Source organism: Pseudomonas sp. PDM18, from assembly GCF_014852585.1.
GTDB lineage: Bacteria > Pseudomonadota > Gammaproteobacteria > Pseudomonadales > Pseudomonadaceae > Pseudomonas.
Genome location: NZ_JACVBX010000006.1, coordinates 232,778 through 245,863 on the forward strand (window position 1 = coordinate 232,778; position 13,086 = coordinate 245,863).

8 protein-coding genes are annotated in these 13,086 nt (G+C 66.3%); 3 read left to right on the forward strand and 5 right to left on the reverse strand.

Annotated features, from left to right (window positions below; all coding sequences use genetic code 11):
• The first annotated feature begins 89 nt into the window (after nt 1-89).
• Entirely contained in the window at nt 90-2,663 is a 2,574-nt protein-coding gene (locus tag IB274_RS14805) for a PAS domain-containing protein (RefSeq protein WP_192432688.1), read from the forward strand.
• Nucleotides 2,664-2,834: 171 nt separating this feature from the next.
• Here the strand turns inward: IB274_RS14805 and IB274_RS14810 are convergent, their stop codons facing one another.
• Nucleotides 2,835-3,875 (reverse strand): ABC transporter substrate-binding protein, encoded by a 1,041-nt coding sequence (locus IB274_RS14810; protein ID WP_192432689.1) that lies wholly within the window; start codon nt 3,873-3,875, stop codon nt 2,835-2,837.
• Between the two features lie 262 nt (nt 3,876-4,137).
• Between IB274_RS14810 and IB274_RS14815 the strand changes: the two genes are divergently transcribed.
• Complete coding sequence (locus IB274_RS14815) at nt 4,138-5,613, forward strand: PucR family transcriptional regulator (protein WP_192432690.1); 1,476 nt, start codon at nt 4,138-4,140, stop codon at nt 5,611-5,613.
• Here the strand turns inward: IB274_RS14815 and IB274_RS14820 are convergent.
• The 4 genes from IB274_RS14820 to IB274_RS14835 all read right to left on the reverse strand — a co-directional run bounded on the left by IB274_RS14820 (nt 5,603) and on the right by IB274_RS14835 (nt 10,297).
• Nucleotides 5,603-5,947: a cupin domain-containing protein gene (locus tag IB274_RS14820; RefSeq protein ID WP_192432691.1), complete on the reverse strand. Its 345-nt coding sequence runs from the start codon at nt 5,945-5,947 to the stop codon at nt 5,603-5,605. The genes IB274_RS14815 and IB274_RS14820 overlap by 11 nt on opposite strands.
• A gap of 10 nt (nt 5,948-5,957) precedes the next feature.
• Complete coding sequence (locus IB274_RS14825) at nt 5,958-7,343, reverse strand: NAD(P)/FAD-dependent oxidoreductase (RefSeq protein ID WP_192432692.1); 1,386 nt, start codon at nt 7,341-7,343, stop codon at nt 5,958-5,960.
• Between the two features lie 134 nt (nt 7,344-7,477).
• Nucleotides 7,478-8,101 carry a hypothetical protein gene (locus IB274_RS14830; RefSeq protein WP_192432693.1) on the reverse strand — a complete coding sequence of 208 codons (624 nt, stop codon included), beginning with the start codon at nt 8,099-8,101 and terminating at the stop codon, nt 7,478-7,480.
• A 198-nt stretch (nt 8,102-8,299) separates the two neighbouring features.
• Nucleotides 8,300-10,297, reverse strand: a complete 1,998-nt coding sequence (locus IB274_RS14835) for a TonB-dependent receptor family protein (RefSeq protein ID WP_192432796.1) — start codon at nt 10,295-10,297, stop codon at nt 8,300-8,302.
• Between the two features lie 352 nt (nt 10,298-10,649).
• Here IB274_RS14835 and IB274_RS14840 point away from each other — a divergent pair, with 352 nt between their 5' ends.
• Nucleotides 10,650-13,076 carry a glucose/quinate/shikimate family membrane-bound PQQ-dependent dehydrogenase gene (locus IB274_RS14840; protein ID WP_192432694.1) on the forward strand — a complete coding sequence of 809 codons (2,427 nt, stop codon included), beginning with the start codon at nt 10,650-10,652 and terminating at the stop codon, nt 13,074-13,076.
• Nucleotides 13,077-13,086: the final 10 nt, after the last annotated feature.

Here is a 13,086-nt window from a genome sequence, read left to right on the forward strand (position 1 = left end):
AGAACTGTTCATTCAAACGGAACGCGGCGACGGATCCTGTGTTCATAATCACAACTGCCCTTCGCCCGACCCTTGCGGCCTACGACGACATGGAACAGCTCTCCGAAATCGCCGCCGAACCGGCGGCTCTCGAAGTCACCGGTGCCTTCGCACGCAACGGCGGCCAGCCTCATCAGGACGTCGCCACGCTGATCCGCCTGCGCGATTGGAGCGACTCGCCGCTGGGCGACCCTGACGGCTGGTCCGCCAGCCTCAAGACCCTGATGAGCACGGTGCTGCCGGTGAAGGCACAGATTGTGCTGTTCTGGGGTCCACACTATGTCGCTCTGTACAACGACGCCTATGCACCCAGCATCGGCGACAAACATCCCCGCGCCCTTGGCCGCCCCGCTATCGAGAACTGGACCGAGCTGTGGGACGACCTCGAACCGCTGCTGCGCGGCGTGCGTGAGACCGGCGAGACCTTCTCGGCGAAGGACCGGCCTTTCTATATAGAGCGCTTCGGTACCGGTGAAACCGTGTACTTCGATGTTTCCTACTCCGCGGTGCAAGACGACGACGGCTCCATCGGCGGCGTGTTGTGCATCGTCACCGAAACCACCGAGCGCGTGCAGTTCGAACGTCGACAGGCCTTACTGCTGGAGCTTGGCCGCACCCTGCCGGCCATTGCCGAGCCCGAGCAGATCGAAGCCCTCGCCGTGCGCAAGCTGGGTGAGGTGCTGGGCGCTGCACGGGTGTTCTTCGGCGAGGACAACGGCGATGGCGTCACCTTCGATGTCACCCGCGAATATCTCCATGCGACCCAAAGCGCCGTGGGCCGCCACCGTTACCGCGACTTCGGTGGCGAGCTGTTGCGCTCGCTGCAGGCCGGTCTTCCGGTTGCCCGGCACTATCGCAACCAGGACGACAACCTCCCCGCCAGTGAAGCGCAGGCCTGCCGCGACCTCTGCCTTGCCGCAACGCTGCATGTGCCGGTGATCCGCCACGGCGTGCTGGAGGCGGTACTGGCGATCCATCACGAGCGCCCGCACAGCTATGCCGAGTTCGAGCTGCGCCTGGCCGAGGAAACTGCCAAGCAGGCCTGGACCGCCATCCTCCATGCCCGCGCGGAAACTGCGCTACACCAAAGCTCCGCGCAACTCTCGGCGATGTTCGAGCAGGCCAGCGCCGGTATCGCGCTGTGCGATCGGGACGGCTATTTCACCCGCGCCAACGAGCGCTACTGCGAGATCGTCGGGCGCTCCCGCGAGGACCTGTTGCGCACCAACCTGGAGGAGATTGGCGAGCTGTCGCTGGCTGAAGTGCTGACCGGAACACCCGCGCCAAAGGAGAAGGTCCACCGCCACCTGCGCCCCGACGGTAGCGAAGTCTGGGTGCAGGACCAGCTGACGCCGCTGCTCGACGAACAGTTGGCGGTTACCGGGATGCTCTGCGTCTGCGTCGATATCAGTGCGCGCATCCATGCCGAAAACGAGCTGCGTCGGCTCAATGAAGGCCTGGAAGAGCGCGTGGCCTCGATGGTCGCCCAGCGTGAGTCGGCCCTCGCGCAACTGCACGAAGCGCGCAAGATGGAAATGATCGGCCAGCTCACCGGCGGCATCGCCCATGACTTCAACAACCTGCTGACACCGATCATGGCCTCCCTGGAACTGGTGCGCCGGCGCCTGGATGACGAGCGCTCCACCACCCTGATCGATGGTGCGCTGCAGGCCGCCGACCGCGCGCGCATCCTCGTCGGCCGCCTGTTGACCTTCGCTCGCAGGCAGACCCTCAAGCCCCAGGCGGTATCGCTGCGGGAACTGGTCAGTGACATGCAGGACCTGATCGCCCGCTCGCTGGGCAGCATGATCGAAGTGGTCATCGCCGTACCCGAGGGCCTGCCGGCCGTGATAGTCGACCCGCACCAACTGGAGCTGGCGATCCTCAACCTGGCAGTGAACGCGCGCGACGCCATGAGCGAGGGCGGCCAACTGAAGATCGGCGGCAAGCTCAGCGACATTGCCGAGGGCCAGGTCGAAGGCCTTTGCGCCGGGCGCTACGTCGGCCTGGTCGTTAGTGACAACGGCAACGGCATGAGCGCGCAGACGCTGGCACGCTGCCTGGAACCGTTCTTCTCCACCAAGGGTGTCGGCAAGGGCACGGGGCTGGGGCTTTCAATGGTGCAGGGGCTGGCAGCGCAATCCGGCGGCGGCCTGGCCATTGCCTCGCGGGAAGGCAGCGGAACCCAGGTGACGGTGTGGCTGCCGATCACCGACGAACTGATCGGCAGCGAAAATGTCGATGCCTTCGATGCCCCGGTGGCACCCCGGCCGATCCATGTACTGCTGGTGGATGACGAGGACATGGTGCGCTACACCACGCGCCTGCAATTGCGCGACCTGGGCTACCAGGTCACCGACGCGCCCTCGGCCGCAGCGGCCCTGGCACTGATCGACAACGGCCTGCTGCCGGATGTGCTGGTCACCGACCACATCATGGCCGACCGAACCGGCGCGCAACTGGCCCAGGACCTGCGCCGGCGCTTCCCCGAACTGCCGGTGCTGATCATCACCGGCTATGCCAACCTGACCCCGAGCCAGATCCGTGGCTACGAGGTGCTGTCCAAGCCCTTCCGCCGAGCAGAACTCGCCGCGCGCCTGCTGCAACTGGTGAGCGCTGGCTGAGAATGCGCGGCAGGCGACCCCTTCCAGCGCCGTGATGCGGCCCCGCGGCGCACAGGGCCGCGCCGTTCGCGGGCATCGCCCACTCCTGCAGGGAGCCGCTGCTGCCGCGCCCATAAAAAAGGCCGCCCGAAGGCGGCCTGAAAGTGCGGCGACGCCGCACACTGTGAAGCCTTACTGCTTGGCGGCCCAGGCGTTGAAGCGCTGCTCCAGCTGCTCGCCATGGTCGGCCCAGAAGGCTGCGTTCATCGCCACCTGACCGGCCAGGTTGGCCTCGTCGGTGGGCATGTTGGGGCGGCGGGCGGCATCCACCAGCGGAACCGCGGCGCGGTTCACCGGGCCGTAGGCGATCTGCTGCGCGTAGTTCTTCTGCTGCTCGGTCTGCAGCACGTACTGGATGAAGCGCAGGCCTTCCTCGGTGTTCTTTGCGCCCTTGGGAATGGCGAAGGCGTCCATGTCGTAGATGCCGCCGTTCCACACCACGCGCAGCTGGCTTTCATCCTGCACGGCGGCGATCCGGCCGTTGTAGGCAGAGCTCATCACCACGTCGCCGGAAGCCAGGTACTGCGGCGGCTGGGCGCCGGCTTCCCACCACTGGATGCTCGGCTTGATCTGGTCGAGCTTCCTGAAGGCGCGATCCTGGCCTTCCTTCGTCCCGAGCACGGCGTAGACATCCTTCGGCGCCACGCCGTCGGCCATCAGGGCGAACTCCAGGGTGTACATCGCGCCCTTGCGCAAGCCGCGTTTGCCGGGGAATTTCTGCGTGTCCCAGAAATCCGCCCAGCCGGTTGGCGCGCTCTTAAGCTTGTCGGCGTTGTAGGCCAGCACCGTGGACCAGACGAAGAAGCCCACGCCGCACGGCTGTACCGCGCCGTCCAGCAGCTCCGGGGCAAGCTTGGCGATGCCCGGCTGCTCGCCGATTTCCTGCAGCAGGCCCTCGTCGCAGGCCCGCGCCAGTTCCGGCATTTCCATCTCCACCACGTCCCAGGAGACGCTACCGGTATCGACCTGCACCTTGACCTTGGCCATCTCGCCGTTGAACTCGTCGGCGATCAGGCGGCTGCCACTCTGCTGCATGTAAGGTTGGTAGAAGGCCTTGACCTGGGCAGCCTTGTTGGCGCCGCCGTGGGAGACCACGGTGAGGTCGGCGAAGGCAGGGAAAGTCGCCGCGCAACCCAGGGCGCAGGCGATGGAGGAACTCAGGATATTGTTCATTGTTATGGTCTCCGGTGAGTAGACGGCCCGCCTCGCGGCAGACGGCGCCATCCGAGGCCTCCAAGGGCTCGCATGGCGCACTGCCAGCTAGTCTTGGGGCCGCCGCCGAGCTCCACAATCAGACGGAACTACAATTCTGAAGGCCCTGCTCGTATCCCGGTACGAAGCCCGCAAGGTTCGCTCAGGCCAGGCGCGACAGGCCCTCGCGCTTGGTGGCATGCTTGCCGCCCGATCGATAGCCACTCATGCCCGCGAACTCGCCATGCCTTTCCATATCCAGGACATCCTCGACAACGCCTCCCTGCGCACCCGCCTGCTCGGCGGCAGCGAAGGCGTCGGACGGCGCCTTCGCTGGGCGCACGTCTGCGAACTGGCGGACCCGACCGAGTGGCTGGGCGAAGGCGACCTGCTGATGACCACCGGCATCGGCATTCCCGCCCAGGCCCAGGCGCAGCGGGATTACCTGCGACGGTTGGCCGGGGCACGCATCTCGGGGCTGATGATCGGCGAGAACATGCAAGCCCCGGCGGATATCCAGGCCCTGCAGGACGAAGCCTGCCAACTGGGTTTCCCGCTGCTGATGACCGATTACGCGGTGCCCTTCTCCGCCGTGACCCGCGCCATCGTCGACGCCAGCAAGCAGGAAGAACACGAACGCCGCAGCGCAGTGACGCGTATCTATGAAAGCGCCCGCATCGGCCTGCGCGGTCTCGGCCTCGCCGGGCTGTTGCGCCGGCTGTGCAGCGACGTGCGCGCGCAGCTCTATCTGTTCGACTCGGCCACCCTGCGACCCTGGCAGGATGGCCTGCCGCCGCTGCCGGCCAGCTGGCGGGCAACCCTCACCCAGCGCCGCTCGGTGCCGGACACCGTGACCCGCTGCAGCAATGGCGAACAGGAAGCGCTGGTGATGCCGCTGCCGTCGCTGACCACCTGCGAAATTCTTGCCACGGGCGGCGAGCTGCTCGACTACGGCCTGCTGCATCACATCGTGGCGGTGCTGGGTATCGAGCTGGAGCGCGCCCAGGTCGAGCACGAGCGCATGCTGCGCCTGGGTTCTGAATTGCTGGACGACCTGCTGCAGCAGCGCCTCACCGAGCGCGCCGCGCAGGAGCGTCTGACGCAGCTGAACTGCCCGGGGGATGCCGCCTGCCTGGCGCTGGCACGCGCTGCCGGCGAGTTGCCGCAACACTGGCAGCAGCGTCTTCAACGACTGGGAATGGGCCTGCTGGTGCGCCATCAGGGCAATGAATTGATCCTGCTGCTGAGCAATCCGGCGCAAGCCGAAACGCTGCAGGCCGAGCTGGACTGCACCCTGGGTCACAGCAATCCATTGGGCCATGCATTACGGGCGGTGGAAGCCCTGCGCGAGGCGCGCCTCGCGCTTGCCCATGCCAACCGTCAGCGGCCACTGGTGGCCTATGCCGATGCCCAGGGCGAGCAGTCCTGGCTGCCGGCAAGCCTGGAGGAAGCACGGCGCGTGCATCGCCGGGTGCTCGGTGCGCTGGCGGATTACGACGCGCAACAGGGTGGCCAGTTGCAGCACACCCTGCGCGTCTTCCTCGAGCAGAACCGTTCCTGGCAGAAGGCCGCGCAACTGCTCAACGTGCACAAGCAGACGCTGGTCTATCGCATCCGCCGCATCGAGGAAATCACCGAGCGCTCGCTGGATTGCACCGAGGACGTGGCCGTCCTCTGGATCGCGCTGCGCTCGGCCGACATAGCAGGGATCAAGGAATGATCACGAAGCTCTTGCGCACGGTTTCGCGGATGTCCCAGGTGCCCTGACAGTTCGCCGGGAACAGCACGGCGTCGCCGGCGCGCAGTTCGATTGGCTCGCCGTCGTCCGGAATGAACAGGCAGTGGCCGCTGACGAAGTGGCTGAATTCCCGCGACAGCACCTGGCGCCGCCAGCGGCCGGGCGTGCATTCCCAGACGCCGGTGAGCAGACCGCCCTCGCCTTCCTCGGCGTGGGTCGCGGCGCTGGATACCGGAGTGCCCAGGGGTTCCTTCACCGGTTGCGGCACCGGCAGTTCGAGTCCGGCGGTGCCGGTGAGCAGGATCGGTTGGGGCATGGTTTTTCTCCTAGAGGTCCTTGTCTTCAAGCCCCGCCGGGGCGAAGCCGGCCAGGGTACGGTCGAACCAACTGCCTTTGCGGCTCTGCGCCTCGGCCTGTTCCTTGCGTTGCACCGCGCCGCGAACCATCAGGCCGCCGACGTAGCGCACCGGTTCGAGCGGGAAGCGCTTGGGCTGCCGGCCGACCAGGCCGCAACGGCTCCATTCGTCATCGAAGCCCAGCGCCAGGCTGGCGAGGATGCGCCCGCCCAGGCGGCTCGGGCCGACGCCGTTGCCGCTCCAGCCGATGCCGTAGACGATGTGCGGCGCGTCCTCCAGGTGGCCGAACACCGGCAGGCTGTCGTAGGTACGGTCGATGGGCCCGGACCAGCTGTGGGTCACCGGCACGTCGTCCAGTTGCGGGTAGGTGCGGCGCAGGTCCTGCTCGGTGTCTTCGCTGAGCTGCGGGTTGTGGTCGTAGTTCTCGTCGATACGACTGGCGAAGCTGATCATCCCGGTGCCCTTGCCGAAGGCAATGCGGCCGTCCTGCGTGGTGCGGTAGTAGTCGACCATCAGCTGCGAATCGGTGATGGCTTCGCCACCGGTCCAGCCGATCTGCTCCAGGCGCTCGGGGATCGGCGCGGTGGCGACCACGGTGCTGGTCACCGGCAGGATGGTACGGCGCAGTTCGGGAATCGCCGCTGCCCAGGCGTTGGTCGCCATCACCACCTTCGGTGCGCGCAGCTCGCCGCCGGGGGTACGGATCACCGCTGGCCGGCCGCGATCCAGGCTGACCATCGGAGTGTTCTCGAAGATGCGCACGCCCTTCTCCAGCGCCACCCGACGCAGGCCGCGCACCAGGCGGGCCGGCTGTACGGTGGCGTTGCTAGCTTCGAGCACGCCTTCGAGGTGCTTCGCGGAGCCCGCGCGGCGCGCCACTTCGCTGTTGGAGAGCGACTGGAACACCGGCTCGCCGAGGCGCTCGCAGGTCTGCTGCACGCCCTTCCAGGCACCGCGCTGGGCGTCGGTGGTGGCAGTCCACAACCAGCCGGCACGGCGGAAGTGCGCGTCGATGTCGTGGGCCTTGCAGAAATCCTCGATCTCACCGATGGCCGCCGCCGAGGCACGGGCCAGGCGCAGTGCCTCGTCCTTGCCGCACTGGGCGGCCAGCGAACTGATCTTCGGCCACCACGACATGACGAAGCCGCCATTGCGCCCAGAGGCGCCGCCGCCGCAGATATCGCGCTCGATGATGGCGATACGGCAGTCAGGCTTGAGCTCGAGCAGGCGCAGCGCAGTCCAGAGGCCGACGAAGCCGCCGCCGACGATGGCCACGTCGACGTCGAGCGGGCCTTCCAGTGCAGGCAGCGGAGTGAGCTCGGAGGCGATTTCCTCCAGCCACAGGGAACGTTTCATGTGCGGATTCCAGGTTGAACGGTAGTGGCGCCACTGTCCTGCGTCAGGCCAGTGGCGAACAATCGTCCGTTCCATGCAATCCGGGGAAAGGCCTCATACGAAGATATGAAGCCGGTGCGCTCCTGCCGGGGAAATCAGGCCTTGGGCTTCTTCGGCGCCAGCCCCGGCTTGGCGAACTTCACGATCAGCCAGTTCTCCGACTTGCCGTGTTTCACCGTGACTTCGGCCACGCGAATGCTGGCCGGCACGGTGGCCAGTACCTGGCGGGCGTCGAGGCCCGGCTTGATGTACTTGTCGAGCTGTTCGTAGAGGCGGTAGCTGATCATCCCATTGCGCAGCGCATGGGTCTCGAAGTCGCCGATGGCCTTGGCGTCGGCCTCGGTGCGGTTCGGGTTGAGGGTGTGCGCCAGGACGTCGACCACGTTCTTGTCGTCGGCGATGGCCACCAGCATGAAGCGCTTGGCCACCTCCTGCAGCACGCGCCGGTAGGCGGCGTCGTTGTATTCGCTGTACAGCACCGCTTCGACCAGTTTCTGCTTGTCGAAGGTCAGCGCCAGGCGGAAGCGCGTGCCAGCGTAGTCCACGCCATCCTTGCAGCGTGCGGTGACGCCCATCGGCTGCAGGCATTCGACGAAACCCTGCTGCTTGCCGAAGCCTTTCTGCGCCGCACCGTAGTTGTACTTGCCGAACAGCGGATCAGCCGCCGACGCCATGCCCGCCACGCACATCAACAGTGCGCCCATTGCCCATCTGCCCATTACCAACTCGTCTCAGGAAATGCAAAGGACGCGAGGATAGAGGATTCGCAGCCTTTATGGTCCCCCGATGCCGATGATCGGCCACAGAGACATGCGGGTTCGCGAGCAAGCTCGCTCCTACAACGAAAGCTCCGGCGCTTGCCTGTAGGAGCGAGGGGACGCCTAGTCCTTGCTCGTGAACCACACGGCACCGCCCCCTCAATCGAACCGGTACTCCAGCCCCGCCCCCGCATACCACGACCGCCCCGGCGCCGCCTCGTAGTAACGCCCGTTGCTGTCGCCGACGATCACCGAGCCGACGTACTGCCGATCCAGCAGGTTGTCCAGGCGCACCAACTGGTGGAAGGTCCAGGGCCCGAGATGCTGTTCGAAGCGGGTGCGCCAGTTGAACACCGCGTAGCTGGGCGCAGGCTTGTCCTCGTTGCTGTCCTCGACATAGACCTTGCTGCGGTACTGGCCTTCGAAGCCCATGCTGATGCCATCCTGCGGTTTCCATACCAGCTCGCCGAACAGGCTGCTGCCGGGCACACCGGGCAGGTGGTTACCCTTCTCGACGGTGTTGCCACTCTCGATGAAGTCCTCGTCGTAGGTGGCGTCCAGGCGGGTGTACGCCAGGTTGGCCTGCCAGTGTTCGGATAGGTCGCTCTGCACGCCCAGCTCGAAACCGCGGCGCAAGGTATTGCCGGCGTTCTGGTAGCTGGTGCGGCCTCCGCTGGAGCTGGCGACGACGATCTCGTCGTCGGTGCGTATCTCGAAGATCGCCGCGTTGACCCGTGTACTGCCGGCAATCTTGGCCTTCAGGCCGATCTCATACTGGGTACTGGTGGCCGGATCGAGGCCGAAGTTGAAGCTCTCGGCGAGGCCCGGCGCGTAGGCCATCTCCGCCTGGGTCGGGGTCTCGAATCCCTTGCCGACGCTGACATAGCCATGGAGCTCGGGCGTGAAGGCGTACATCACGGAGAGCGACGGGTTGTTCTGCTGGTACTTCTTCGAGCCGCTGGAGTCGCCGTTGGCCAGGTAGCGATCATCCACTTCCATCTTCATGGTGCTGTGCCGAAGACCGGCGTCGAAGGTCCAGTTACCCAGTTCCCAGCGTGCCTGCACGTAAGGATCGAGGCTGGTGGCGATGTCGTTCTCGTTGCGCCGCATCTCGCCCTTCACGCCCAACTGGTCTCCGCTGAAGTTCTGGAAGCCCTTGCGGTCATCCTCGCTGCGGTCGTAGTCCACCCCGGTGGTGACCGTCAGCTCGCCCGGCACGCCGTGCACCGGCTGAATCCAGCGCAGGGTACCGCCATGGAATTCGCGGTCGAAGTCCACCACGCCGCCGCCACGCTGGGAGTTGGAGGCCACGGTCCGGGGGATCGACAGGTACTGCACCACGCTGCGCTGGCCGGCGTAGAGGTTGAACTGCAGGGTCGCATCGCCGAAATAGCGCTCGTAGTTCATGCCCAGCTGCTGGTGGTCGATGCTTTTGCGCGTGTTGTACAGCTCGGCAGCCGGGGCGACGGAGCGCGGGTCGTGCTTATAGGCGTCCCAGGTCTGGCCCAGCGGGTCCTGTGTATTGTTCTGCTCCAGGCTGCTGAAGATCAGCGCCATCCGGCTGTCTTCGTCGGGCTTGAAGTTGAGCTTGGCGAAGGTCTGGTCGCGGCGCGCGGCGCTTTGGTCGCGGTAGCCGTCGGTATCCATGCGCGAGGCATCGAGCAGGAAGCCGGCCTGGTCGTTGCCACCCTCGGCATAGAGGTGGTTCTTGTTGAAACCGTCGCTGCCGAAGGTAGTTTCCGCGCCGACCTTCGGCGGGCCATAGCCGTCTCGGGAGAACATCTGGATCACCCCGCCGCTGTTGCTGCCGTAAAGCGTCGAGGCCGGGCCGCGCAGCACTTCGATGCGGTCAGCGACGTCGAGGTTCAGCGTGGCTGCCTGGCCCTGGCCGTCCGGTGTGCTGGCGGGGATGCCGTCGCTGAGCAGCTTCAGTCCGCGAATGCCGAAGGCCGAGCGCGCACCGTAGCCACGGGAGGAAATCTGCAGGTCCTGCGCGTAGTTCTGGCGGTTCTGCACCACCAGGCCGGGCACCCGCTGCAGCACTTCGGAGGCATTGACGCCGAGCTGGCCGTCGCTGAGCTGCGGCTGCTGCACGGTGTCGATGGAAAACGGCAGGTCGAAGCTCGATACCGGTGCGTAGGCGCCCGTCACCACCATGGGTTCGGCCAGGGCTTGCTCGGCGCTCTGCGCGTCGGCGGCGCGGGCCAGTTGGCCGTGGGCGACACCGCAGATCAGCAGCGGCAGCAGTTTGAGGCGGGCGGGCACAACGGAGCGGGAAACAGGCACGGCGGCTAGGATTCTTCTGTAGGACCGAACAGCGATGCTGCCAGTCTCGGCAGTCTCTGCACAGGGCCATTGTGGGTCTGGATGTTCGGGGCAAAAGCCGGAGGAGGCTATCTCATTCGTCCCGGTTTTTTTTGACAAAAGGCGCATCTTCGACGTTTGTACTATCTAGTTAATTAGCTTGCTAAGAGTATAATCGGCGAATCCAACAGTGAGAACCTTCTGTATGAAATCAGTACAGCGCGCCTCCCGCGTGAGCACTTTCATCCTCCTCGGCCTGGGTGTGGTCATCGCCCTCCTCGGCCTCGCCCTGGCCGCCGGCGGCTTCCGCCTGGTCAGCCTCGGCGGTTCCTGGTACTTCCTCATCGGCGGTCTGGCCATGGCCCTTTCCGGCCTGCTGATCGCCCTGCGCAAGCCGGCCGGCGCCTGGCTGTTCGCCGCCTTCCTGGTGGCAACCGCGGTCTGGGCCGTGGCCGATACCGGCCTGGTGTTCTGGCCGCTGTTCTCGCGCCTGTTCATGTTCAGCGCGATCGGCGTGGTAGTTGCTCTGGTCTACCCGCTGCTGGCGCGTTCCGCCGGTCGCGAGGCTGGCCGTGGTGCATACGGCATCGCTGGCGTGCTGGCAGTGCTGGTGGTGATCGCCGCCGGCAACATGTTCGTCGCCCATCCCAGCGTTGCCCCCACAGGCAAGGGCCCTGGGCTGACACCAGTCGACCCGGCCCACGCGCAGAAGGACTGGGCCCATTACGGCAACACCGAGGGCGGCAGCCGCTTTGCCGCGCTGGACCAGATCAACCGTGGCAACGTCGACAAGCTCAAGGTGGCCTGGGCCTACCACACCGGCGACGTGGCGATCAGCGACGGCAACGGCGCGGAAGACCAGCTCACCCCGCTGCAGGTCGGCGACAAGGTGTTCATCTGCACCCCGCACAACAACCTGATTGCCCTCGACGCGGACACCGGCAAGGAACTCTGGAAGAACGAGATCAACGCCCAGTCCAAGGTCTGGCAGCGCTGCCGTGGCATGGCCTATTTCGATGCCACCAAGCAGATCGCCCAGCCGACCCAGCCGAACAGCTCGCAGGTCATCGTCGCGAGCGTTCCGGCCGGCGCCAACTGCCAGCGTCGCCTGCTGACCAACACCATCGACGCGCGCCTGATCGCGGTGGACGCCGACACCGGCGAGTTCTGCCAGGGCTTCGGCAACAACGGCCAGGTCGACCTGAAGGCCGGCCTGGGTGACGTGCCCGATTCCTACTACCAGCTCTCCTCCGCGCCGCTCATCGCCGGCACCACCGTGGTAGTCGGCGGGCGCGTCGCGGACAACGTCCAGACCGACATGCCCGGCGGCGTGATCCGTGGCTTCGATGTCATCACCGGCGCCATGCGCTGGGCCTTCGATCCGGGCAACCCGGAAGACAGGCAGGCCCCGGCGGACGGCAAGACCTATGTGCGCAGCACTCCCAACAGCTGGGCGCCGATGTCCTATGACCCGGCGATGAACACCGTCTTCCTGCCCATGGGCAGCTCCTCCACCGACATCTATGGCGTGGAGCGCACCAGGCTCGACCACACCTACGGCGCGTCAGTCCTCGCCCTGGACGCCACCACCGGTGCGCAGAAGTGGGTCTACCAGACCGTGCACAACGACCTCTGGGACTTCGACCTGCCGATGCAGCCGAGCCTGATCGACTTCCCGGTGGCCGATGGCAAGACCGTTCCAGCCGTGGTGATCGGCACCAAGGCCGGGCAGATCTACGTCCTCGACCGCGCCACCGGCAAGCCGCTCACCGAAGTGAAGGACGTACCGGTCAAGCCGGGCAACATCCCTAACGAGCCCTACTCGCCGACCCAGCCGAAATCCGTTGGCATGCCGCAGATCGGCGCGCAGACCCTCACCGAGTCGGACATGTGGGGCGCCACGCCGTATGACCAGCTACTGTGCCGCATCGACTTCAAGAAGATGCGCTACGACGGCCTCTACACCGCGCCCGGCACCGACCTGTCGCTGAGCTTCCCCGGCTCCCTGGGCGGCATGAACTGGGGCAGTCTCTCCACCGACCCGGTGCACGGCTTCATCTTCGTCAACGACATGCGCCTGGGCCTGTGGATCCAGATGATCCCCTCGGCCAACAAGGGCGCGGCAGCCGGCGGCGGCGAGGCGCTGAACACCGGCATGGGCGCCGTGCCGCTCAAAGGCACGCCCTACGCGGTGAACAAGAACCGCTTCCTCTCGGTGGCCGGCATCCCGTGCCAGGCACCGCCGTTCGGCACCCTCACCGCCATCGACATGAAGACCCGCCAGGTAGCCTGGCAGGTTCCGGTGGGCACCGTGGAAGACACCGGCCCGCTGGGCATCCGCATGCACCTGCCGATCCCCATCGGCCTGCCGACCCTCGGCGGCACGCTGTCCACCCAGGGCGGCCTGGTGTTCATCGCCGGCACCCAGGACTTCTACCTGCGCGCCTACGACAGCGGCAACGGCAAGGAAATCTGGAAAGCCCGCCTGCCCGTCGGCAGCCAGGGCGGCCCGATGACCTATGTGTCGCCGAAGACCGGCAAACAGTTCATCGTCATCACCGCCGGCGGCGCACGCCAGTCCACCGACCGCGGCGACTACGTAATGGCCTACGCGCTGCCCGACAAGCAGTGAGCGGCCAGGC